General features: G+C 67.0%; 22 protein-coding genes and 1 pseudogene. 11 read left to right on the forward strand and 12 right to left on the reverse strand.

Features of this window, described 5'->3' with window-relative positions; all coding sequences use genetic code 11:
• Nucleotides 1–2: 2 nt before the first annotated feature.
• Entirely contained in the window at nucleotides 3–1,862 is a 1,860-nt protein-coding gene (feoB, locus tag ARC20_RS12440; RefSeq protein WP_057647585.1) for a ferrous iron transport protein B, read from the reverse strand.
• Entirely contained in the window at nucleotides 1,859–2,107 is a 249-nt protein-coding gene (locus tag ARC20_RS12445; protein ID WP_057647587.1) for a FeoA family protein, read from the reverse strand. The genes feoB and ARC20_RS12445 overlap by 4 nt, the downstream gene beginning before the upstream one ends.
• Nucleotides 2,108–2,219: 112 nt before the next feature.
• Between ARC20_RS12445 and ARC20_RS12450 the strand changes: the two genes are divergently transcribed.
• From ARC20_RS12450 to yeiP, 5 genes are all read left to right on the forward strand, one after another.
• A complete protein-coding gene (locus ARC20_RS12450; RefSeq protein WP_057647694.1) occupies nucleotides 2,220–3,017 on the forward strand; it encodes an enoyl-CoA hydratase-related protein in 798 nt (265 codons plus the stop codon).
• On the forward strand, nucleotides 3,014–3,907 hold the full coding sequence (locus ARC20_RS12455; protein ID WP_057647588.1) for a hydroxymethylglutaryl-CoA lyase: 894 nt from the start codon (nucleotides 3,014–3,016) through the stop codon (nucleotides 3,905–3,907). Before ARC20_RS12450 ends, ARC20_RS12455 begins: the two co-directional genes overlap by 4 nt.
• Entirely contained in the window at nucleotides 3,904–6,459 is a 2,556-nt protein-coding gene (locus ARC20_RS12460; RefSeq protein ID WP_057647590.1) for a sensor domain-containing protein, read from the forward strand. The genes ARC20_RS12455 and ARC20_RS12460 overlap by 4 nt, the downstream gene beginning before the upstream one ends.
• Before the next feature lie 72 nt (nucleotides 6,460–6,531).
• Nucleotides 6,532–7,302: an SDR family NAD(P)-dependent oxidoreductase gene (locus tag ARC20_RS12465; protein WP_057647592.1), complete on the forward strand. Its 771-nt coding sequence runs from the start codon at nucleotides 6,532–6,534 to the stop codon at nucleotides 7,300–7,302.
• Nucleotides 7,303–7,333: 31 nt separating this feature from the next.
• Complete coding sequence (gene yeiP, locus ARC20_RS12470; protein WP_057647594.1) at nucleotides 7,334–7,900, forward strand: elongation factor P-like protein YeiP; 567 nt, start codon at nucleotides 7,334–7,336, stop codon at nucleotides 7,898–7,900.
• 146 nt (nucleotides 7,901–8,046) lie between these two features.
• Here the strand turns inward: yeiP and ARC20_RS12475 are convergent, their stop codons facing one another.
• The 3 genes from ARC20_RS12475 to ARC20_RS12485 all read right to left on the reverse strand — a co-directional run bounded on the left by ARC20_RS12475 (nucleotide 8,047) and on the right by ARC20_RS12485 (nucleotide 11,602).
• On the reverse strand, nucleotides 8,047–9,795 hold the full coding sequence (locus ARC20_RS12475) for a DUF7844 domain-containing protein (RefSeq protein WP_057647696.1): 1,749 nt from the start codon (nucleotides 9,793–9,795) through the stop codon (nucleotides 8,047–8,049).
• A gap of 50 nt (nucleotides 9,796–9,845) precedes the next feature.
• Entirely contained in the window at nucleotides 9,846–10,145 is a 300-nt protein-coding gene (locus ARC20_RS12480) for a DUF2388 domain-containing protein (RefSeq protein WP_057647596.1), read from the reverse strand.
• A 68-nt stretch (nucleotides 10,146–10,213) separates the two neighbouring features.
• The gene (locus tag ARC20_RS12485; protein ID WP_057647698.1) at nucleotides 10,214–11,602 is read right to left on the reverse strand and encodes an FAD-binding oxidoreductase; all 1,389 of its coding nucleotides are present in this window, start codon (nucleotides 11,600–11,602) and stop codon (nucleotides 10,214–10,216) included.
• A gap of 190 nt (nucleotides 11,603–11,792) precedes the next feature.
• Between ARC20_RS12485 and serA the strand changes: the two genes are divergently transcribed.
• A complete protein-coding gene (gene serA, locus ARC20_RS12490; RefSeq protein WP_057647598.1) occupies nucleotides 11,793–13,034 on the forward strand; it encodes a phosphoglycerate dehydrogenase in 1,242 nt (413 codons plus the stop codon).
• A gap of 221 nt (nucleotides 13,035–13,255) precedes the next feature.
• Nucleotides 13,256–13,357 (forward strand): annotated as a pseudogene (locus ARC20_RS18330) (transposase); the annotation flags it as partial.
• A gap of 33 nt (nucleotides 13,358–13,390) precedes the next feature.
• Here ARC20_RS18330 and ARC20_RS18655 read toward each other — a convergent pair.
• The 7 genes from ARC20_RS18655 to ARC20_RS12515 all read right to left on the reverse strand — a co-directional run bounded on the left by ARC20_RS18655 (nucleotide 13,391) and on the right by ARC20_RS12515 (nucleotide 18,923).
• Nucleotides 13,391–13,999, reverse strand: a complete 609-nt coding sequence (locus ARC20_RS18655; RefSeq protein WP_237642586.1) for a hypothetical protein — start codon at nucleotides 13,997–13,999, stop codon at nucleotides 13,391–13,393.
• Nucleotides 14,000–14,333: 334 nt separating this feature from the next.
• Nucleotides 14,334–15,368 carry a hypothetical protein gene (locus ARC20_RS12500; protein WP_146165859.1) on the reverse strand — a complete coding sequence of 345 codons (1,035 nt, stop codon included), beginning with the start codon at nucleotides 15,366–15,368 and terminating at the stop codon, nucleotides 14,334–14,336.
• A gap of 408 nt (nucleotides 15,369–15,776) precedes the next feature.
• Complete coding sequence (locus ARC20_RS12505; protein WP_057647604.1) at nucleotides 15,777–16,031, reverse strand: hypothetical protein; 255 nt, start codon at nucleotides 16,029–16,031, stop codon at nucleotides 15,777–15,779.
• Between the two features lie 73 nt (nucleotides 16,032–16,104).
• Nucleotides 16,105–16,371 carry a hypothetical protein gene (locus ARC20_RS18335; RefSeq protein ID WP_146165860.1) on the reverse strand — a complete coding sequence of 89 codons (267 nt, stop codon included), beginning with the start codon at nucleotides 16,369–16,371 and terminating at the stop codon, nucleotides 16,105–16,107.
• 123 nt (nucleotides 16,372–16,494) lie between these two features.
• Nucleotides 16,495–17,184: a hypothetical protein gene (locus tag ARC20_RS18790; protein WP_057647606.1), complete on the reverse strand. Its 690-nt coding sequence runs from the start codon at nucleotides 17,182–17,184 to the stop codon at nucleotides 16,495–16,497.
• 477 nt (nucleotides 17,185–17,661) lie between these two features.
• On the reverse strand, nucleotides 17,662–17,937 hold the full coding sequence (locus tag ARC20_RS18795) for a hypothetical protein (protein ID WP_237642583.1): 276 nt from the start codon (nucleotides 17,935–17,937) through the stop codon (nucleotides 17,662–17,664).
• 434 nt (nucleotides 17,938–18,371) lie between these two features.
• Nucleotides 18,372–18,923 (reverse strand): NUDIX hydrolase, encoded by a 552-nt coding sequence (locus ARC20_RS12515; RefSeq protein ID WP_057647608.1) that lies wholly within the window; start codon nucleotides 18,921–18,923, stop codon nucleotides 18,372–18,374.
• A gap of 183 nt (nucleotides 18,924–19,106) precedes the next feature.
• On the opposite strand from ARC20_RS12515, the gene ARC20_RS12520 reads away from it, so the two are divergent.
• The 4 genes from ARC20_RS12520 (at nucleotide 19,107) to ARC20_RS12535 (ending at nucleotide 23,413) form a co-directional block, all read left to right on the forward strand.
• A complete protein-coding gene (locus ARC20_RS12520) occupies nucleotides 19,107–20,579 on the forward strand; it encodes an amino acid permease (protein WP_057647610.1) in 1,473 nt (490 codons plus the stop codon).
• Between the two features lie 64 nt (nucleotides 20,580–20,643).
• A complete protein-coding gene (locus ARC20_RS12525; RefSeq protein ID WP_057647612.1) occupies nucleotides 20,644–22,068 on the forward strand; it encodes an amino acid permease in 1,425 nt (474 codons plus the stop codon).
• A gap of 102 nt (nucleotides 22,069–22,170) precedes the next feature.
• Nucleotides 22,171–22,818 carry a methylthioribulose 1-phosphate dehydratase gene (locus ARC20_RS12530; RefSeq protein WP_057647614.1) on the forward strand — a complete coding sequence of 216 codons (648 nt, stop codon included), beginning with the start codon at nucleotides 22,171–22,173 and terminating at the stop codon, nucleotides 22,816–22,818.
• A gap of 34 nt (nucleotides 22,819–22,852) precedes the next feature.
• Nucleotides 22,853–23,413 (forward strand): 1,2-dihydroxy-3-keto-5-methylthiopentene dioxygenase, encoded by a 561-nt coding sequence (locus tag ARC20_RS12535; protein WP_057647616.1) that lies wholly within the window; start codon nucleotides 22,853–22,855, stop codon nucleotides 23,411–23,413.
• Nucleotides 23,414–23,415: the final 2 nt, after the last annotated feature.

Genomic DNA, 23,415 nt, shown 5'->3' on the forward strand with positions numbered 1-23,415 from the left:
GCTCAGCCCGCCCCCATCGCCTTGGCCAGCTGGTAGGTGATCAGCGAGGCCACATAGGCCAGCGCGAACAGATAGGTGGCCGACCACGCCATCTGCTTCCACGAGTTGGTCTCGCGCTTGATGGTCGCCAGCGTCGACAGGCACATCGGCGCGTAGATGTACCAGACCAGCAGCGACAGCGCGGTCGCCAGCGACCAGCCGTCGTGGATCAGCGGCGACAGCGCCTGCGCGGCGGCATCGTCGTCGGCCGCGGAGAGCGCGTACACCGTCGCCAGCGAGGACACCGCCACTTCGCGCGCGGCCAGGCCGGGGATCAGCGCGATGCAGATCTGCCAGTTGAAACCCAGCGGCGCGAAGATCGCGGTCATCGCGTGGCCGATGCGGCCGGCGAAGCTGTAGTCGATGGCCGGCAGCGTGGCGTCCGCCGGCGCGCCCGGGAAGGACAGCAGCACCCACAGCAGGATGGTCAGCGCCAGGATGATGCCGCCCACGCGCTTGAGGAAGATCATGCCGCGCTCCCACAGCCCCAGCGCCAGGTCGCGCGGGTGCGGGATGCGGTAGGACGGCAGTTCCAGCAGCAGCGGATGCTCGCTCTTGTCGCGGCGCCACTTCTTCATCACCCACGACACCACCAGTGCGCTGGCGATCGCCGCCGCATACAGGCCGAACAGCACCAGGCCCTGCTGGTTGAAGATGCCCCACACCGTCTTCTGCGGGATGAAGGCGCCGATCAGCAGCGCATACACCGGCAGGCGCGCCGAACAGGTCATCAGCGGCGCCACCAGGATCGTCGCCAGGCGGTCGCGCGGATCCTGGATGCTGCGCGTGGACATGATGCCCGGCACCGCGCAGGCGAAGCTGGACAGCAGCGGGATGAACGAGCGCCCCGACAGCCCCGCCGCCGACATCAACCGGTCGAGCAGGAACGCGGCGCGCGGCAGGTAGCCGGATTCCTCCAGCGCCAGGATGAAGGCGAACAGGATCAGGATCTGCGGCAGGAACACGATCACCCCGCCGACGCCGGCGATGATGCCGTCGGTCAGCAGGCTGGTGAGCGGGCCTTCCGGCAGCACCGAGCTGACCCACGCGCCGAGCCCTTTGGTGCCGGCGTCGATCAAGTCCATCACCGGCGTGGCCCAGGCGTAGACCGACTGGAAGATCAGAAACATCAGCACGATGAACGTCGCCAGCCCGAACACCGGGTGCAGCAGCCAGCGGTCGAGCGCGTCGTCGATGCGGCTGGTGCGCTCGGGCATTTGCACGGCGGCGGCGAGGATATGGCGAACCACCGCGTGGTAGTTGCCGTCTTCCGGCGGCGCCACGTTCGGTGCGGCCAGCTGCGGCGCCAGCGCGTCGATCTTCTCCACCAGCGCCTGCGCGCCATGGCGGCGCACCGCGACCGTCTCGACCACCGGCACGCCGAGCTCGCGCTCCAGCGCGGCGCGGTCGATGACGATGCCGCGGCGCTGTGCGGCGTCAACCATGTTCAGCGCGACGATCATCGGCCGGCCCAGCTCGCGCAGCTCCAGCGCGAAACGCAGGTGCAGGCGCAGGTTGGTCGCGTCCATCACGCACACCAGCACGTCCGGCGCGGCTTCGCCCGGATAGAAGCCACGGCACAGGTCGCGGGTGATCGCCTCGTCCAGGCTGGCCGGCTGCAGGCTGTAGGCGCCCGGCAGGTCCAGCACCGCGAACTCGCGGCCGGACGGCGCACGCAGGTGGCCTTCCTTGCGTTCGACGGTCACGCCGGTGTAGTTGGCGACCTTCTGCCGGCTGCCGGTCAACTGGTTGAACAGCGCGGTCTTGCCGCAGTTCGGGTTGCCCACCAGGGCCAGGCGCAGCGGGGTGGCGACGGCGTTCATGCGAGCGCTCCCGGCTCACGCACGATCACCCGCGCCGCTTCGGTGCGACGCAGGGCGAAACGCGTATAGCCGACCTGCACCAGCAGCGGCTCGCGACCCACCGGCCCGACCGCCACCACCTTCACTTCCTCCCCGGCGACGAAGCCCAGCTCGCGCAGGCGACGCGAGATCGCGTCATTGGCGTGGCGATCTTGCACGGACTCGACGAGGGCAGGCTGGTGCAGCGGCATATCGGACAACGTCACGGAACGCCCGGGGGATAGGAATGGTTCTCAACTGTACCACGCGCCGCGCCGCGTCATGGCTGTCCCGACCCTGCTGGTTATCATGGATGCATCGTTCCAGGAGCGGGATGCCATGCACGAGGCGGTACTGTCGATCGAAGACGCGGCGGGGGTGCGCACGCTGCGCCTGCAGCGCCCCGCCCTGCACAACGCCTTCGATGCCCGGCTCATCGCCGAACTGACCACCGCGCTGGAACACGCCGGGCGCAACCCGGTTGTGCGCGTGGTGGTGCTGGCCGGCGCGGGGGCCTCGTTCTCGGCCGGCGCCGACCTGCAGTGGATGCGCGGCATGGCCGCCGCCAGCGAAGCGGAAAACCGCCGCGACGCCGACGCCCTGGCACGCCTGATGCGCACGCTGGACGAACTGCCCCGCCCGACCCTCGCCCGCGTCCACGGCGCGGCCTACGGCGGCGGCGTGGGCCTGGTGGCGTGTTGCGACATCGCCATCGGCAGCGACCAGGCCCGTTTCGGGCTCACCGAAAGCCGCCTCGGCCTGCTGCCGGCGGTGATCTCTCCTTACGTGATCGCCGCCATCGGCCCGCGCCAGGCGCGGCGCTGGTTCGCCAGCGCCGAGACCTTCGACGCCGCCACCGCGCAGGCCATCGGCCTGCTGCACCAGGTGGTGCCGGCCGACGAGCTCGATGCCGCCCTCGCCCGCCAGGTGCGCCTGCTGCTCGCCGCCGGCCCGCACGCCGTCGCCGGGGCGAAGTCGCTGGTGCGCGACGTCGCCGGCTGTCACGACCGCGACCAGTTGGACCACGACAATGCCGCGCTGATCGCCCGCCTGCGGGTGTCGGCGGAAGGCCAGGAAGGCCTGTCGGCCTTCCTCGACAAACGCACCCCGGCCTGGGTGCCTCGGGAGGACGGATGAACGATTTCGTGCGCGTGGTCGAGGTCGGCCCGCGCGATGGCCTGCAAAACGAGAAGACCGCCGTCGCCACGGCGGACAAGATCGCGCTGATCGACCGCCTTTCGGCTACCGGGCTGCGCACCATCGAGGCGACCAGCTTCGTCAGCCCGCGCTGGGTGCCGCAGCTGGCCGACGCCGCCGAGGTCTACGCGGGCATCGACCGCCGCCCCGGCATCGCCTACCCGGTCCTGGTGCCCAACGAACAGGGCTACGACCGCGCGCGCGCCGCCGGGGTCACCGAAGTGGCGGTCTTCACCGCCGCCTCCGAAGCGTTCAACCGCGCCAATACCAATGCCGGCATCGACGAGTCGATCGAGCGCTTCCGCCCGATCCTCGCCCGCGCCGCCGCCGACGGGGTGAAAGTACGAGGCTACGTATCCACCGTGCTCGGCTGCCCCTACCAGGGCGAAGTGGCGGTGTCGGCGGTGGTCGATGTCGCGCGCCGCCTGCACGACCTCGGCTGTTACGAAATCTCCCTGGGCGACACCATCGGCGTCGGCACCCCACTGAAGGCGCGGCGGATGCTCGCCGCGGTCGCCGTCGAGGTGCCGATGGCCGCGCTGGCCGTCCACTTCCACGACACCTACGGCCAGGCCCTGGCGAACATCGCCGCCTGCCTGGAAGAAGGCGTGCGGGTGGTGGACAGCGCGGTGTCCGGCGCCGGCGGCTGCCCCTATGCCCGCGGGGCCAGCGGCAATGTCGCCAGCGAGGATGTGGTGTATATGCTGCAGGGCATGGGCATCGACACCGGCATCGACCTTCCCGCGCTCGCCGCCACCGGCCGCTGGCTGGCGGGCCTGCTTGGCCGCGAAACCGGCAGCAAGGCCGGCCGCGCGCTGGCGGCGACATGAACGCCGGCGCCCGTTCCGGCCCCGCGGACCCCGGCGTGGACATCACGCCGGCGGACACGCTGGCCGAGATCGAGCGCTTCCTCGCCGTCCACCCCGACGATCCCGCCGCCCCGCTGCTCTCCCGCTGCGCCGAAGCGCTGCATTCCTCGCACATGCGCTACGAGGCGCTGTTCGACGCGGTACCCGACCCGGTGAGCATCCTCAGCGAATCGGGCATCGTGCTGGACCTCAACAAGGCCGGCATCACCGCCTACCAGCGTCCGCGCGAAGCCATCGTCGGCCAGCCGATCGAACTGCTCAACCCGGACCTGCCGCGCGACCACCTCGACCCGGTGTGGGAAACGCTCAAGCGCGGCGAGACCTACGTCATCGAAGTCACCAACATGCGCGGCGACGGCAGCCGCTTCCCGGTGGAGGTGCACTCGGCCGGCTTCCAGCTCGACGGCAAGCCGTGCATCGTGGCGGTGGCGCGCGACCTCAGCGGCCGCTGGCAGGCCGAATCGCGCTACCGCCTGCTGATGGAATCCATCGACAAGGGCGTGGTGCTGTTCGACCACGACCGCCGCATCGTCTCGGCCAACCCGGCCGCGCACCGCATCCTCGGCGTGGCCGGCAACGAATCGCTGGGCGACCTGCTGCAGCCGGACGACTGGGTCATCGTCGACCAGCACGGCCGCCACCTGCCGCGCGAGCAGTGGCCGATGAGCCGCGCCTTCGCCGAAGGCCAGATCATCGCCAGCACCACGATGGGCCTGTACCACCGGCCGAAGGGGCGGATGACCTGGATCTCGGTCACCTCGGTGCCGGTGTTCTCCACCGGCCGCGACCAGCCCGACCACGCCTTCGCGCTGTTCTCCGACATCACCGAACTCAAGCGCGACAGCGCGATCTTCGACCGCGCGCAATCGCTGGCGCACATCGGCGGCTGGGAGTGGAACCGCAGCCAGCAACGCCTGTACCTCACCGAGGAGTCGCTGCGCATCCTCGGCCAGCCGGACGCCCCGCAGACCATGACCCAGCTGCTGGCCTGCCTGCGCGGCAACGACCAGGCGCGGCTGGAGGCGGCGCTGATCGACGCGGTCGCGCGCCAGTCCGGCTTCGAGCTGGAGCTGCAGGGCCAGCGCGGCGACGGGCACTCGTTCTGGGTGCGGATGATCGGCGAGGTGGAAAGCGGCGACCTGGCCTCCACGCGCATCGCCGGCACCCTGCAGGACATCACCGAGCGCAAGCAGACCGAGGAGACGCTGCGCATCCAGGCGCGCACCGACCCGCTCACCGGCATCATGAACCGCGACGCGGCGCTGAGCGATCTCGCCGCGCGGCTGTCCAACCCCACGCATGCCAAGGTCGCGGTGCTCTACATCGACCTGGACCGCTTCAAGACCATCAACGACGTGCTCGGCCACAACGCCGGCGACGAACTGCTGATCGAGGCGACTCAGCGCATCTCCCGCGCGGTGGGCACCGAAGGGTTGATCGCGCGCTTCGGCGGCGACGAGTTCCTGGTGGTGTGCGATACCCGCGACCTGGCCGACCAGCCAGAGCGGCTGGCGCAGGCGATCACCGAGGCGTTCATCCCGCCCTTCCGCTTCGGCAAGGACGAGTTCTCCGTCACCGCCAGCATCGGCATCGCGCGCGCCCCGCAGGACGGCACGCGCCCGCAGCAGCTGATCCAGAACGCGGACATGGCGATGTACGACTGCAAGCGCCGCACCCGCAACGGCTGGCAGGCCTTCAGCGCGGACCTGGCGCGCGCGCAGCAGGACCGGCTGCAGATCGAATCGCAGCTGCGCCGCGCCGCCGACCACGAGGAGTTCCGCCTGGTCTACCAGCCGCAGGTGGACCTGCGGCACGGCCGCGTGGTGGCAGCCGAAGCGCTGATCCGCTGGCAGAACCACCAGCTGGGCGAGCTGCGTCCGGACCTGTTCATCAGCCACGCCGAAAGCACCGGCGACATCGTGCGGATCGGCCGCTGGGTGATGCACGAAGCCTGCCGGCAGGTGCGCGAGTGGATGGACCAGGGCCTGGGCGTGGTACGCGTGGCGATCAACGTCTCCTACCGCCAGTTCGTCGGCGAGGACCTGGCCGAGCAGGTGCGCGAGGCGCTGGCCGAATTCGACCTGCCCGGCTCGGCGCTGGAACTGGAGTTCACCGAGCGGGTGCTGATCGAGGACGCGCCCTCCACGCTGCAGACTTTCGCCGACCTGCGCGACATGGGCGTGGTACTGACCATCGACGATTTCGGCGAGGGCTACAGCGCGTTGAACTACCTGCGCCGGCTGCCGATCCACGGGCTCAAGCTGAGCCAGCTGTTCGTGGAAGGCGTGCCGGGCAACCGCTCGGACGTGGCGGTGTGTGAGGCGGTGTGCGGCATCGCGCGCAGCCTGGGGCTGGGGCTGGTGGCCGAGGGCGTGGAATCGGAGGCGCAGCGGCAGTTCCTGCTCAAGCTGGGCGTGCCGGTGGGCCAGGGGTTCCTGTTCGCGCCCGGGCTGCCGCCGGACGAATTCGCGCGCCGGCTGGAAGAACTGCAGCTGCCCCAGCTCACGCCTTGACGCCGCGCAGCACGGGCCCGGCGGGGCTTGGGCTAGAATCGCGCTTCTTTGTTTCCGGACTTTCCTCTCCTCATGCAGCCTGAATCCGTACGCGCGATCGTCACCGGCGGCGTCTCCGGCCTGGGCCTGTCCGTGGCCGCGCGCCTCGTGGCCGAGGGTGGCCGCGTGGCGCTGTTCGATGTCAACGACGACAAGGCCGCCGCCGGCGTGGCGCAGCTGGGCGAAGCCAACGCGCGCTATTTCCGCACCGATGTCACCGACGAGGCGCAGGTCGCCGCGAACGTGGCCGAGGCGGCCGCGTTCCTCGGCGGCCTCAACACGCTGGTCAACTGCGCCGGCATCCTCGGCGCCGGCCGCGTGCTCGGCAAGGAAGCGCCGATGCCGCTGGCGACCTTCCGCAATACCGTGCTGGTCAACCTGGTGGGCAGCTTCAACGTGGCCAAGGCCGCGGCGGACGTGATGCAGCACAACGCGGCCGGCGACGACGGCGAGCGCGGGGTGATCGTCAACACGGCGTCGGTGGCGGCCTATGAAGGCCAGGTCGGCCAGGCCGCCTACTCCGCCTCCAAGGGCGGCGTGGTCGGGATGACGCTGCCGATGGCGCGCGAGTTGTCGCGGTTCGGCATCCGGGTGATGACGATCGCGCCGGGCATCTTCTGGACGCCGATGGTAGATGGCATGCCCGAGGCGGTGCAGCAGTCGCTGTCGGCCTCGATTCCGTTCCCGTCGCGGCTGGGCCAGCCGGACGAGTTCGCCGACACCGTGGCCTTCATCCTGCGCAACCGCTACCTCAACGGCGAGACGATCCGCCTGGATGGGGCGGTACGGCTGGCGGCAAAGTAACCCCTAGTTTCCACTCCAAGAATTTTTTGACATGAAAGCCAACGACATCAAGAAGGGCAACGTCGTCGAGTACAACAACGGCGTGTACCAGATCCGCGACATCGAGCGCAGTTCGCCGCAGGGTCGCGGCGGCAACGTGCGCTTCCGTTTCATCATGTACAGCGTGCCGGGCGGCGCGAAGCTGGATGCCAGTTTCGATGCGGACGACAACCTGGTCGAGGTGGAGCTGCTGCGCCGCCAGGCGACGTTCTCCTACAAGGATGGCGAGGCGTTCGTGTTCCTCGACGACGAGGATTACACGCCGTACACGCTGGACGCGGACGTGGTGGGCGACGATGCCGGCTACATCACCGACGGGCTGACCGGGTTGTACGTGCAGGTGATCGACGACCAGCCGGTGGCGGTGCAGATGCCGCAGCACGTGACGCTGGAAGTGGTCGATACGCCGCCGGAACTCAAGGGCGGCACGGCGACCAAGCGGCCCAAGCCGGCCAAGCTCAATACCGGCCTCGAAATCATGGTGCCGGAGTACATCACCAACGGGGAACGCATCCTGGTCAACACCACCACCGGCGAGTTCGGTGGGCGGGCGGATTGATCTGGCCTGTTTTCCGTTTTGTTGTGAAGGGCGGCCTTTTGGGTCGCCCTTTTTGTTTGCGCCTTTGGTTGGCCTTCGAGGTGGATCGGCTCGCCTTGATCGCGCGCGCTGACCCAATGGATCCTCTCGACCGGATGCCGCGTTGCTCACTCGTCCGCCAAACGCCGCAAACGCACCTGTATTTGCGCCAGGTTGGCGTCGATAACCTGCCAGGCTTCGCGTTGGGCCGGTGGCAGCGCTTCGCGCGCTTGCTGCCGTAATGCCGGCCAGCCTTCCGTCAGGCGCGCGTTGCGTTCGGCTAGCCGCGGGGCGAGTGCCTCGCGCTCGTCGGCCTGCGGCAATCCATAGCCGGGCACGCCCGCCAGCAATGACGCCGGCTGCGCCAGTGCGCCGGCGTCGGCCAGGAGGTCACGGACCTGCTCGCGCGCGTGGGCGGCTTCATCGTCATGCTCGCCGAGCCTGCGCTTGAGCCAGTCGCGTGCCTGCAGTTCCTGCCGTCGCTGGGCGGCTTGTTCCAGCAGCAGCAGCGCGGCTGTCGCGCGCAGGTCGGCGCGGTCTATCCATGGCGTGCGAGTTTCCGGGGGCAGGTCCAGCCATTCGCGCGCGGACTTTGCCGGCAACGCCATGCCGCTGCGGGCGACCTGGAACATGGCCTCGTAGCGCGCCTGCGCGGAGGCAAAGTAGTAGCCCTGGCGCTCGGCCGTGGCGCGGTCGGCCTGCATCGTGGCGTCGGCCAGTCCCGCGTGTTCCAGCGCGGCCAGCAGGCCCTTGGGGGTGATGCCACGCCATCGCACTGCATCGCCGATCCGCGGGTCCGCGTCGCGCAGCAGCTTCCAGGTTTCGACCGCGCAGTTGTTGCTGATGAAGGCGTAACGCCCGTCGTAACTCCAGTGCTGCTGCGCGGCCTGCGCGAGGATGGCCTCGATGCCGGCGCGGTCCAGCGATAGCGGTATCGAGGCCAGGCCGCGCAGTTCGACCTGCGTGTAGTCGTCGATCACCTGCTCCAGCGGCAGCACGAACAGGCGCGAGGGGTAGCCGCCGGTCAGCCCGCGCCAGCTGGAGAGTTGCACGTCGTCGACGAAGGCGCGGAACGAAAGCACGCGGTGCCAGGCGAGGTCGAGGCGGCAATCCGGGCCCGGCGCGCGGCCGGGGGCGCAGATCACCAGCCGCAGCATGGCGTGGCCCCAGCGGCTCATCGGGGCGTCGTTGCCTTCGGCGAACAGGTAGTCGATGGCGTAGACGCGGGAAGGATCCAGCGACAGCCAGCCGAGCTGTCCGTCGCCGCCCTCCCCCTGCAACAACGGCAACGTCGCATCGCATGCCGTGCGCGGGGTCGGCGCCGCGCCGAGGCGCGCCTGGAACCACTTCGCCAGCGCGGGGCGACGGCAGGCGTAGTCGGCGTCGAGGACGTAGTGCTCGAGGTTCACCGCCACGAATTCGCGTGGGTCGGTCAGTTCGTAGGGGTCCGGGCTGCGGTCGCGCATGGCGTTGGCGCCACGCCCGGGCCATGCGCGGCGACGCGGCCAGCCGGCGAGATCGCGTAACCGGGCATCGCGCGACAGGCCGCCTTGCGGACCGCGATCGAGGACGTGCGCCAGCTCATGGATCAGCGTCGACAACGCCAGCCGCGCGGCCGGGTCGTGGTCCGGGTCGACCGGCGCGCTCGCCCACGCCGCCAGCAAGCGGCGGTCGATGCGGATCTGCGTACCGAACGTGCGTCCGCCCACGTGCGCCGGCAGGTCGTCGCGCGGCAGGAGGATCAGGTCGGCCGGCAGCGCCTGTGCCCATGCGTCAGGCAGCCGCGTGCGCGCGGCATCGAGCAGCCGCGCCGCGGCGAGATCGTCTTCGGATGCGCCGGCCGCGAAGGCCGGCATCGCCAGCGCCAGCCAGGCCATGCCCAGCCAGCGCCATGGACGGCGTGCGCGCGGCGCCCGGCCGCGCGGGATCACAGGGCGAGCAGGCGCCGTGCCAGGGCCAGGTCGTCGGCCTGCACGGCGCCGGTGTCGCGCGCGCGCAGCTGGCGCAGCGCCGCTTCCAGGCGCGCGCTGCGCAGCTGGCCGTCGCTGGCGACGAAAGCCGCCGCGTCGTCGCGCGCGGCCAGCAACACCTTGTCATCGCCGGACGTGCTGCCCGAGGACGCCGAGGAACCGGCCGAGGACGCACCGGCGGAAGTACCGGCAAAACTGCTGGCCAGCGCGGTCGCCGGCAGGATGAACAGGGCGCAGAGCAGAAGCGGACGGATCATGGTGCGTAGCGAGGCGTGGGGATCGAAGGGCGCAAGCGTAACCGCACGACGCAAGGGCGTCGATGCGCTCAGGCGTCGAACAGCTTGCCGGGATTCAGCAGGCCCTTCGGGTCGAACACCTGCTTCACCCCGCGCATCAGGGCAATTTCCGCCGCGCTGCGCGTGCCTTCCAGGTACGGCTTCTTGACCAGGCCAATGCCGTGCTCGGCCGAGATGCTGCCCTCGAATTCGGACAGCACCTGCGCCAGCAGCTTGGTGACGTGCTCGCAGGCGGTGATGAACTCGGCATCACCGTAGCCGTCAGGCTTGAGCACGTTGATGTGCAGGTTGCCGTCGCCGATGTGGCCGAACCACACCACTTCGAAATCCGGGTAGGCCTCGCCCAGCAGCGCCTGCGTGCGCTCCAGGAACGCCGGCATCGCCGAGATGCGCACGGAGATGTCGTTCTTGTAGGGCTTGTAGCGGGCCACGGCCTCGGTGATGCCCTCGCGCAGGCGCCACAGCTGCTGGGCCTGGGCCTCGCTCTGGCTGATCACGCCATCCAGCACCCAGCCCTGCGTCATGCAGTCCTCGAAGGCCGCCAGCGCGGCGGCCTCCTGGGCATCGTCGCCGGCGGCGTATTCGGTGACGACGTAGAACGGGTAGACCTGGTCGAACGGCGCCTGCGCGCCGTGCGCCAGCACGTGGCCAAGCGCGCGGTCGGTGAAGAATTCGAACGCCTCCAGCCGCAGGCGCGCGCGGAAGGCGGAGAACACCTGCATCAGCACTTCGAACGAAGGCAGCGCCAGCAGCATGACGTTGGCCGGCGGCGGCGGTTCGGTGAGCCGCAGCGTGGCTTCCACCACGATGCCCAGGGTGCCCTCCGAGCCGACCAGCAGCTGGCGGAAGTCGTAGCCGCTGGAGTTCTTGACCAGGGCGCGGTTGAGATCCAGCACCTCGCCGGCGCCGGTCACCACCTTCAGCCCGGCGATCCACTCGCGCGTGTTGCCGTAGCGGATCACCCGGATGCCGCCGGCATTGGTGGCGATGTTGCCGCCGATCGAGCACGAGCCGCGCGCGGCGAAATCCACCGGGTAGATCAGCCCCTGCTCCAGCGCGGCGTTGTGCACGGCTTCCAGCACCATGCCGGCCTGCACGGTGAGCGTGCGGTCCACGGCGTTGAAGTCGAGCACCTGGTTCATGCGCTCCAGGCTCAGCACCAGTTCGCCGTTCGCCGCGACCGCGCCGCCGGACAGGCCGGTGCGCCCGCCGGAGGGCACGACCGCCACGCCTTCGGCATTGGCCCACTGCACGACGGCCTGCACCTCGGCCACCGAGGCCGGCAGCGCGATGGCCAGCGGCGCGGGCGTCCAGCGCCGGGTCCAGTCGCGGCCGTAGTGTTCCAGGTCGGCGGGGTCGGTCTTCAGGCGCAGGCCGTGGACGGCGCGTTCCAGCGAGGCGATGCGGGGGTCGGTCATCGTCGATGCGGCAAGGAAAGAAAGCGTGACAGCCTGCCAGCGCGGCGCGATGGCGTCCAGCCGCATGCACGCGCGTGCTTCGATACAGCTGAAACCATTGCGCGACAAGGGCTTGCACGATGTGGCGGCGCACCAAAAAGGGCCGCGCTCTGGCATAGTGACCGCCCGCACCAAGCCAGCCTCCGTTGCCATGTCGCCGAAGAAGACGTCGTTCCCCAAGCAGGACATCCGCGTGTTGTTGCTCGAAGGCGTCAGCCAGACCGCGGTGGACACGTTCCGCGCGGCGGGCTATTCGCAGATCGAGGTGCACGCCAAGTCGCTGCCGGAGGACGAGCTGAAGGCCCGCATCGCCGAGGCGCACATCGTCGGCATCCGTTCGCGCACCCACCTCACCGCCGAGGTGCTGGCCGAGGCCAAGCGGCTGATCGCCATCGGCTGCTTCTGCATCGGCACCAACCAGGTCGACCTGGACGCGGCCGAACTGGCCGGCATCCCGGTGTTCAACGCGCCCTACTCCAACACCCGCAGCGTGGCCGAGCTGGTGATCGCCGAGGCGATCCTGCTGCTGCGCGGCATCCCGCAGAAGAACGCCGAATGCCACCGCGGCGGCTGGTCCAAGAGCGCGTCCGGCAGCCACGAGACCCGTGGCAAGACGCTGGGCATCATCGGCTACGGCCACATCGGTACCCAGGTCGGCGTGCTGGCCGAGGCGCTGGGCATGCAGGTGCTCTTCCACGACATCGAAACCAAGCTCTCGCTGGGCAACGCGCGCCCGGCCACCGACCTGGACGACCTGCTCGCCCATTCGGACGTGGTCACGCTGCACGTGCCGGAGCTGGCCTCCACGAAGAACATGTTCGGCGCCGCGCAGATCGCGAAGATGAAGCGTGGCGCGCACCTCATCAATGCCTCGCGCGGCACCGTCGTCGATATCGAAGCGCTGGACGCGGCCCTGCGCGAAGGCCACCTGGGTGGCGCGGCGGTGGACGTGTTCCCGGTGGAGCCCAAGGGCAACGGCGATGCCTTCGTCTCGCCGCTGACCGCGCACGACAACGTGATCCTGACCCCGCACGTCGGCGGCAGCACGCTGGAGGCGCAGGACAACATCGGCATCGAGGTGGCGGCCAAGCTGGTGCGCTACAGCGACAACGGCAGCACGCTGTCGGCGGTGAACTTCCCGGAAGTCACCCTGCCCGAGCACGCCGACAGCCTGCGGCTGCTGCACATCCACCGCAACGTGCCGGGCGTGCTGTCGCAGATCAACGAACTGTTCTCGCGCCACCACGTCAACATCGACGGCCAGTTCCTGCGCACCGATGCGAAGGTGGGCTACGTGGTGATCGACATCACCGCCGACGAAGCGCAGGCGGCGGTCATCAAGGACGAGCTGGCGGCCATCCCGGGCACGCTGCGCACCCGCATCCTGTATTGACCGTGCGGCTGGCGCGTTAGGATGTCTAAGGCTTCGGATCAAAGACTTAGGTAGCGAAATTTTCCCGGACCACCCTCTGTAAGCGCCTGATCCACCTAGTCGAGCTCGTAAGTTTTCCCGGATCTTGGGAGCCCTTCAGGGCAACGCGACATACAATCTGGACCGACCAGGCTTTTGTAGACACCTAGGAGCCATACTTTATGGCAATAACCGAGGTGCCCATGAGCAACAACAAGCAGTACACGGATGAGTTCCGCAGCGAGGCGGTGAAGCAGGTGCTCGAGCGTGGCTTCACGGTGGTGGACGTGGCCGCGCGGATCGGGTGGCTGCTTTCGGCCAGGAGCGGACCAGAGGAGTCACCTCGTTCGAGCCCAGAAAGAGAGCGAAACCCCATCATGCGGGAACTGTGCGATGGCGTGTTCCTTCAACATTTCCACCAATCTTGCTACAAGCTCGCAAGCCAGGACGCCTTGGCCTTTCAGCGCGACGAACGCATCAACCTGATAGAAGATCTGAGATCTGTCCACAGCAGTGTCGGGGGCGATCTTCTTGAGTCTTCCTCGGACAGAATACGGCTCGAAAAATAGCGAGTGAGCGTAGTCGTTGCGCAACTTCCTCAAAGCCGCAATCTCCAAACAATCATCCTTCAGCGGCCAACCCACTTGAATGCCTTGCTCGTAATAATGCTGCCAAGCCAACTCTGCAGGCTTTCGCGAGTAATCTAGCTTCTTCTCAATGCGCAAGTGCTCCGCAAGGAACGAGGCGCAATGCTCGACTGCACCTTGAAGTACCGACCAAGCTGCAACAACTAGCTGCCCGTCTAGGTACACCTCATACTTCGCGTGCTGGTACTCCTCGACCTGGTACTCGCAATCAAAGTCCTCCTGCGAATATCCGGCCTGCGCACAACGCGGACCGATGCAAGCTCTATGGCGTTCCCAACGCGACTCAAGCAGGCCGCTCATCTCCTTGGCGTACGCGAGAAGATCCCCTGCCTCACCCAAATGCATCAATCTAGCGTCATACGCAGGAAGCTTGGCCACCACGCACCTATGTGTGGTTATTCGACATCGCCAGCCCGGGCTTAGCGAGGGCGCTCTTCAATTGGCTTACCGAAGTAGGCCCTAGTATCCGCCCAGTCAGGCAATGACTTAGCTGACATCGGCCCACCACCCCGCTATCGCACGACACCGAGGTTACAGCACTTCCGAACGGATAAAGCGACGCTCGCAAGGGAAGTGCAGCACGTCTCGCCCGCCACCTCGAGTCTTACCTGCGACCAACGTGAGCTTGGCACCGTCATTCCGGCCCTCGGATCATGCCGTCAACCGGCCACCACTCTGCCGCCGTGCCATCAGGAAGCGCGACGAATCCTTCTTCCTCGGTTCGATCGACAATCCCGAACATCTCGCGTGTGTTTGCGCTCGTGCCAGGCCTACTATTGAATGCCGCAATCGCGGCAAGCGCCCCCTCCAGATCGTTTCGTGCAACAGCGCGGATCAGATCACTCGAGATGAAGTGCACCGGCCTCACATGTTCGTACCAGCGCTCACGCCTGGATTGGAGACCGACCTTCACAGCTACGCCGTGCCTCCCAACCTCGGGCAGGAGCTCCACGAGCTGCATGCGTTCACGCGTCTGCTCAGGATCCACCAGCGCAGCTGCCAGTTCGAACTCGCCTGCAGCCAAGGCCCAGCTGGCGGCGTGATGCCGCAGGAGGGCCAACTGTTTGGGTGCATCCAGTTCCGTTCCCGTCTTCGCGGGAGGATCGACAACTACGGCGAGACTCGGGCCCTTCTCGACCAGCCCAAAACTGACGGCGTACTTGTTGGCGACGACGGCGGTGGAGCCGTGGAGATTCAGCCAATCAACACCCGCGGTGGTCTGCTCCAATCCGTCGGCCAAGCCGCTTCTCCAACTCGTGCCGCTGGCGTGCTCAAGGATCATCCCCTTGCTCTCAAGCAGGACGACGTCCTTGAGCGCTCCCGTCGCCGCCATGAAGTCCGGTCGCTTGTTGAATGCCTTCGGCGCTGGAACGGGTGCCGCGAGCAGCCCGCAGCCAACCCCGAAGTCGACCACGGCCGACATCTTCAGCTTCTCGGTCGCGTAGAGCCACGTCATCGCTTGGCCCAGGTCGCCAGCCAACGCAGTCCGAGACGAGTCGCGCAGCGTCTGCAACAGGTGAGGCTGCGCACGAAGCTCATTGCCCTGCCAGAGGCAGGCCTCACGGACGCGGGCATACGCCGACAAGGCGCGCCAGAAGCCGGTTCTCTGGTTGGGCGCGAGCGTTGCTCCGGACCTGGCAAGCGCCATTGTGAGCTTGAGCGCATTCACTACGACAGGAACCGCGCCGACGCATCCCTTGGGGGGCTTTCCACCGCGCTTCATTCTTGGCACTACACGTGCGCCGCTGGTGGCTACGTGCGAATTCTCGAACTCCCAGAAACTGACGGTTCCTTTCTGCACACGCCCCCCTTGTCCCTGCCCAACCTCTGGCGCTGCGAGCGATGTTCACACGCTCGCCGCTTCGTCCTACCCCTGGCCTTCCCTCAGTCGTGCGTGGCCGCCCCTGCCCGCGTTCACAACCTTCCTTGTCGCCCAAGCCACTGCCGAACACGCTGGAAGTTCCGGCGCCGGATTGATAGGATCAAGGGATGTTCTCGCGCTAGAACAACTGAGCAACTCCCCTACCTCTCCCCACTATGAGAGGTGACGGTCGAGGACCTGTTGACGGCGGGCAATTTATTGCCCGTCGTCAACGGAGGGGTCCAGCAATTTCTTGAGTCGCGCCCTCTGTGCGCGACCGTCCCGCTCTCGCAGCGGTCGAATTCGTTCAATTGCCTCGCAGGCGAACGCATAGTTCGTACTCTTGAAGCTACCGTTCTTGCCCTCCAGATTCTTTCTGAGCTGGGCGGTGACTACGGTATTGAGCAGTAAGAGCAGCTCTTCATCATCCGACCTGAGAGCCAGCCGGCTGTAGTAGTCGAGCAGGCGCATCGCTTGATCGCAGCCTGGGCTTTGTATGTCCCACTGCGTGATCAAATTGATGCCGTCCAGAAAGGCTTGGCGCTCAGCCTGCTGTGTTGCAAGCAGCTCCTGCCGAGCGAAGTGTTCTTCCTGTTGCTTTCCTTGGTGGAAAGAAGAACAAGACGATGAGAAGAGTGATCGACCCGACAAACGCAGAAAAGTGACCGCCAAAGAAGTCGCCGAGTTGAGCGAGTTCTTCGAGGTTCTTCACCGATGTACCGGATAGCGACAGCACGGCTGCGCCATTGCGAAGGGCGGTCAATATGACGATGAGGCTAATTGCAGCCAAAAGGATGCCGACGATGCGCATCCAGCCTGGTGTTCTCGCAATAAGGCGGTATCTTTTCATTTCGGGGGCTTGGTTGGCATGTGATCGCCTATGGTTCAAGCTGAACGGCGTGAAGTGGCATGGCTTGGCGCAGGCAGTCGCGACCTAAGCTTTCAACGACTCCTCCAGCAGGCTCACGTACAAATCCAGTCGCGCACGCAAGCCAACGAGATACCAGCCGCCTGCGTAGAGCAGCAGCATGGCCCAGATGAGCAACCCTCCAACGAGGTTGACGTCGAAAGCACCCGCCCAGTCACCCCATTGCCAGTCCCGAAACTGCAGGTACAGCGCGATCAGAATCGGGAGAACGCCCAGGCGTTGGATGCTGCCGAGCAGCAGCCCCATTCTTTCGCCCATGTTCTGTCGCAAAGTGGTCACGAAGCGGAGGTGTGCCTCGCGCTTGGTAATCGGGAACCGACGAAGCTCTCCGACCAAGCGCTGCCAAGCGGCAAAATCCCCGTCCATTTCGTCAGCATGCGCCTCGCGGACCCGGGTTAGCTGGGGCAGCTCGCGCCGCACCATAAGGAACAGCGAAAGCCCCAGTCCGGCCACTTCGGCGACAAGGCAGGCGACGATCAACAAGAGGGCCAGCGGTTGGGGGATCCACTTACTCAACGCGCTTATTGCCAGGCCGAGACCGCCCATGCCAATGCCGATCCAGAGTGACCGGCGCACCAGATTGGACGCCGAAGGCCGGTGGCCCTTGGCCGCATAGTCCTGGACCCGCGCGTGCAGCCAGCGAAAACTCAGCTCGTCAGTTTGCTCAGCTCGCGCAGCCTGCGCGTGACCGTCCATGTCCGCCCCCTGCGGAGATCCGATGGCCGGATGGTAACGCCCGACACCCCCGGTTAGGCAACCGTCAGTGGCCCTGACGCCACGCCGACCGGGGATAAAGTTCGCTTCTTGGTTAGCCAGGTTCGCAATCCGGAATCGAAGCGCCGGTCGCAAGCTTCAACGTCACTGTGAACTTATTAAGCTCGAACGTCATTCCGACGGGCTTCCCGACGTACAGGTCCTGCACAAATTCAATCTCGGGCTTCCCGGAACGCAGTCGAATCACGCAGAGACGTTGTCCGCCGTACTGAATCTCGGCAGCCGGGTGCTGTCCGGTTCGTCGGTCATGAAGATGACTTCGAAGGGCACCGGATCGGACCTCAAGATCAGACCTTGGCGCGATGTCCGCTTCGGGTCGGGAGCGGACAAACATGTTGGTCCGCGGTCCAACGTCGAGACCAAGGCAAGCCGCGAAGCGGCTTCGGCTTGTATGAATTGTCAGGTCGCATCGGGCGGCGCTCCGTAAAACGACAGATCAATGTCACAACCTAGATCACTCGCGAGCTGTACGAAGGCCTGAGGCAGCCGGTAGGACGGCCAAGGTCGGTCCTCGGTAGCAAGGTCATACAAGCCGAAATCTATCGTGACCGAAGAAAAACCAAGGCTTCTGATAAGAAGTATGTCGCTCTTGTGCTTTCGCATGAACTTGGCGGCTTGTGTTGATTGAGCAACCAAACCTTCAGCAGCCGACAATCTCACATTGAAGCCAGACATTTTAATGAGGCCGCGACTCTTCGGGCTGCTCGGCTCGCCTTTCCAAAATACTCGGATTGGCTTAATTGACGAGGCAGCAAGAAATTTGCGGACCTTGCTTGTCGATCCTGAAACTCGAAGTATGCATGACGGCATCTATCCCCCTAACGCCAATTCAACTAGGTGAGCTGGACATTACGCATATCCGCTTTGGGTCGGAGGCAGACTCTAGCACTCGCTCCGCGCCGACCGACGAAGGCCATCATGCCAAAGGCTGGGAAGCGGGCGTCAACTGCTCCACGCGCGCTGCATCAAGCGCACCAAGGGTTTCAGGATCTCTACCCAACTGAATTTTCCCGGACCGGGAAACAGAAAAAGCACCTAGGAATTACCTAGGTGCTTGTTTTATTTGGTGGGCGGTCAAGGGTTCGAACCTTGGACCTATTGATTGAGAGTCAGCGCGCCAGCCACTTGCCGGCCATGCGCCGCATCGATTCGTCCGACTGCAGGTCTTCGGGCAGTTCGTCGATGCGCCGCCACGCCAGCGCCAGCGACTCCTCGCCGACCACGAAATCCTCCGACCCCGTCGTCCGCACGACGTATCGGGCGTCGTAGTGCCAATGCCCCGGCACCTCGCCGCGCTCGGGAATCCAGTGGCGGTCCAGGTCGAACAGTTCGCCATCGGCCAGCACCAGGCTGTCCAGCCCGGATTCCTCCTGCGCCTCGCGCAGCGCGACCTGCGCCAGGTCGCGGTCGCCATCGGCATGGCCGCCCAGTTGCAGCCAGCGCTGCAGCTTGCGGTGGTGGGTCAGCAGCACCCGCTCCCCGCTGGCATCCACCAGCCACGCCGAGCCGGTGAAGTGCCCGGCCAGGCGCTCGCGCACGAACGGGTCGGCCGCGTCGTCCAGCAACGCCAGGAACTGCGCCGCGACCTCGGCCTCCGCGGTGCCGCGCCGGGCGTAATCCTGGAACTGGCGGCGCAGGGTCGGCGAGCGGTCGGGCGTCATATCGGGCTTCCGGCGAAAAAGATTCGGAATTATCGCCTGCCGATGTTGCAGCTGCGCTTGTGGTCTGGCTTCAGCTTTGGCTAAGGTACGGGCCACCTTCCGGCCTGGCCGGAACCCCCACAGCCCCAGAAGGGCACGGCCGCCCGGCCGCGCCCCGTACTCCATTTCCCGGGAAGCCACCGCATGCTGAAGTCACTGTTGAGGGTCAAGCCAGTCGAGCCCGCCGGCCACGTCGATGCCGGCGAGCCGTTCGAGGGCAGCCTGGAAGGCGAAGCCACCCTCAAGCGCACCCTGACCGCGCGCCACCTGGTAATGCTGGGCATCGGCGCGGTCATCGGCGCGGGCATCTTCGTGATGACCGGCCAGGCCGCCGCCAACCACGCCGGCCCGGCGGTGATGCTGTCGTTCGTGATCGCCGGCTTCGCCTGCGCGCTGGCCGGCCTGTGCTACGCCGAGTTCGCGGCGATGATGCCGGTCTCCGGCAGCGCCTATTCGTATTCCTACGCCACCCTCGGCGAGGGCATGGCCTGGTTCATCGGCTGGTGCCTGGTACTGGAGTACCTGTTCGCCGGCTCCAGCGTGGCGGTGGGCTGGTCGGCTTACCTGGTGAGCTTCATCACCACGACGCTGGGCCTGCCCTTCCCCGCCGAGCTGGCCAACGCGCCGCTGGACTGGACCGGCCACGCCTTCATCGCCTCCGGCGCCATCATCAACCTGCCGGCGGTGCTCATCGTCGCGGCGGTGAGCGCGCTGTGCTACGTGGGCATCACCCAGTCGGCGTTCGTCAACGGGATCGTGGTGGCGATCAAGGTGGTGGTGATCTGCCTGTTCGTCGCCTTCGCCTGGTCCTACGTGAACCCGGCCAACTGGCATCCCTTCATCCCCGAGAACACCGCCCCGGGCGTATTCGGCTGGAGCGGCGTGTTCCGCGCCGCGTCGATCGTGTTCTTCGCCTACATCGGCTTCGATGCGGTCTCCACCTCGGCCGGCGAAACCAAGGACCCGCAGCGCAACATGCCGATCGGCATCCTCGGCTCGCTGGCGGTGTGCACGGTGATCTACATCATCGTCTGCGCCGTGCTGACCGGCCTGCTGCCGTACACCCAGCTGGGCACCGCCAAGCCGGTGGCCACCGCGCTGGAAAGCTACCCGCAGCTGGCCTGGCTGAAGACCGCCGTGGAGATCGGCGCCATCGCCGGCCTGTCCTCGGTGGTGCTGGTGATGCTGATGGCGCAGCCGCGCATCTTCTACACCATGTCGCGCGACGGCCTGCTGCCGCCGCTGCTGGGCCGCGTGCACAAGCGCTTCCACACCCCGTACGTGGGCACGATCATCGTCGGCGTGGTCGCCGCTTCGCTGGCCGGCCTGATCCCGCTCAAGGTGCTGGGCGAGCTGGTGTCGATGGGCACGCTGCTGGCGTTTGCCACCGTGTGCGTGGGCGTGCTGGTGCTGCGCTATACGCGCCCGGAACTCCCGCGTCCGTTCCGCGTGCCGCTGGCCATCGTGGTCTGCCCGCTGGGCGCGCTGGCCTGCGTGGCGCTGTTCCTGCAGGCCTTCCAGGAGCACTGGAAGGTGTTCGTGGGCTGGACGCTGATCGGCCTGTGCATCTACTTCTTCTACGGCATGCGCAACAGCCGCCTGGCCAAGCAGGCCTGACCCGACCCGAAGCCGGCGCCCGCGCCGGCTTCGCCTTTTGCCCGACCCCACCGGAACGTCTTACATGTTCAAGCAACTCTGGGCCACCAAGCATCCCCACGCCAGCCATGCCGATGCCGGCGGGCTGGGCCTGACCCGTGCGCTCGGCCCCTGGGGCCTGACCGCGCTGGGCATCGGCGCGGTGATCGGCGGCGGCATCTTCGTCATCACCGGCACCGCGGCGGCCAACCACGCCGGCCCGGCGATCATGCTCTCGTTCCTGCTGGCGGCCATCTGCTGCGCGTTCTGCGCGATGGCCTACGCCGAGTTCGCGGCGATGGTGCCGGTCTCCGGCAGCGCCTACACCTACACCTACGCCACCTTCGGCGAGCTGGCGGCCTGGTTCATCGGCTGGATGCTGGTGCTCGAATACGGCGTGTCCGCCTCGGCGGTGGCGGTGAGCTGGACGGGGTATTTCCTCAGCCTGCTCGAACACTTCGACATCGTGCTGCCCCCGGCGCTGGTGAACGCCCCGCTGGACGCGCAGCTGCGCCCCACCGGCGCGATCGCCAACCTGCCGGCGGCCGGCATCACCCTGCTGCTGACCTGGCTGTGCTACGTCGGCATCCGCAAGTCCTCGGCGATGAACATGGCGATGGTGCTGCTCAAGAGCGGCCTGATCGTGCTGGTCATCGTGGTCGGCTGGAAGTACGTGAACCCGGAAAACTGGCACCCGTTCATCCCGGCCAACGAAGGCCCGGGCAAGTACGGCTGGGAAGGCGTGCTGCGTGGCGCCTCGATGGTGTTCTTCGCCTACATCGGCTTCGAGGCGGTGTCGGTGGCGGCGCAGGAATCGCACCGCCCGCAGCGCGACATGCCGATCGGCATGCTGCTCTCGCTGGTGATCTGCACCGTGCTGTACATCGCCATGGCCGCGGTGATGACCGGCCTGGTGCCCTACACGATGCTCGGCACCGACGAGCCGGTGGTGACCGCCGTGGCCGCGCACCCGGAGCTGGCGTGGCTGCGCGTGGTGGTGGAAATCGGCGCGCTGATCGGCCTGTCCTCGGTGGTGCTGGTGATGATCATCGGCCAGCCGCGCATCTTCATGATCATGGCGCGCGACGGCCTGCTGCCCGAAGTGTTCACCCGCATCCATCCGAAGTACCGCACGCCGCACATCAACACGGTGATCACCGGCGTGGGCATCGCGCTGCTGGCGGCGCTGTTCCCGCTGGACGTGCTGGGCGAGCTGACCTCGATGGGCACGCTGATCGCCTTCGCCGCGGTCTGCGCCGGCGTGCTGATCCTGCGCCGCACCCAGCCGGACCTGCCGCGTCCGTTCAAGATGCCGGCCGCGCCGCTGATCTGCACGCTGGGCGTGCTGAGCTGCCTGGCACTGCTCTCGGCGATGACCGCGCACAACTGGATGCTGATGGCCTTCTGGACCGTCGGCGGCTTCGTGATCTATTTCGCCTACGGCTTCCGCCACAGCCGCCTGCGCGGCTGAGCCCCGCGGCGCTGCCCGTCCCGCGGGCAGCGCCAGCCAGCCGCAGAGCCGGATCCGCCGCGCTCACCTCCCGCTACGCGGCGAAAGCCCTAGAATGTGGGCATGAACCAGACCACCGTCCCCTACAGCACCGCGCGCCTGCATGAACTGGCGCAGCTGCTGATCGGCAATGTCCGCGAGCTGGCCCAGGCCGGCTGGACGCCCGCCACGAGCAGCAACTTCTCCCACCGCCTGGACGACCAGCACGCGGCGATCACCGTGTCCGGCCGCGACAAGGGCCGGCTGGTGGAAGACGACATCATGGTGGTGGACTTCGACGGCCGCCCGGTCGGCCGCCAGCTGCGCCCCTCGGCCGAAACCCTGCTGCACACGCAGCTGTACCGGCGCTATCCGGAGATCGGCTGCGTGCTGCACACGCACTCGCCGGTGCAGACCATCGCCTCGCGCCTGTTCGCCGGCCAGGGCAAGATCCACCTGGAAGGCTACGAGCTGCTCAAGGCCTTCGAGGGCAACACCACCCACGAGATGGCGATCGAAGTGCCGGTGTTCGCCAACACCCAGGACATGAACGTGCTGGCCGCCCAGGTGGATGCGCTGCTGGACAAGCAGTGCATGTGGGGGTATCTCATCGATGGGCACGGCCTGTATGCCTGGGGCCGCAACATGGCCGAGGCACGCCGCCACCTGGAGGCCTTCGAGTTCCTGCTGCACTGCGAGCTGGAGCTGCGCAAGCTGCGCGCTACCCTCTGACCTGCCCCTCCCCTTCCCCTGCATCGCCGCCGCCATGAGCAGACTCCGCATTTTCGAAGAGAACAACCCCGACACCCCGCTGTTCGACAGCCAGGACGGCGCGCAGATCGCCGAGGCACTGAAGCCGATCGGCGTGGTGTTCGAACGCTGGCAGGCCAACCAGGCCATCGCCCCGGGCGCTTCGCCCGAGGAAGTGATGGCCGCCTACCGCGCCGACATCGACCGCCTCGTCGCCGAGCGCGGCTTCAAGACCGTGGACGTGGTCTCCATCGCCCCGGACAACCCCAAGCGCGAGGAAATGCGCGCCAAGTTCCTCGACGAGCACTTCCACAAGGAAGACGAGGTGCGCTTCTTCGTCGCCGGCTCGGGGCTGTTCACGCTGCACGTCGAAGGCAAGGTCTACGAGATCGAGTGCGTCAAGGACGACCTGATCGCCGTGCCCGACGGCGCGCTGCACTGGTTCGACATGGGCGCCGAGCCGTACTTCGTGGCGATCCGTTTCTTCACCGAGCCGGACGGCTGGGTGGGACACTTCACCGGCACCGACATTGCACGACAGTTCCCCCGCTACCAACCCGAGAGAAAGGCGAGCTGACG

The sequence above is a fragment of the Stenotrophomonas panacihumi genome, assembly GCF_001431645.1.
GTDB classification, from domain to species: Bacteria; Pseudomonadota; Gammaproteobacteria; order Xanthomonadales; family Xanthomonadaceae; genus Stenotrophomonas_A; species Stenotrophomonas_A panacihumi.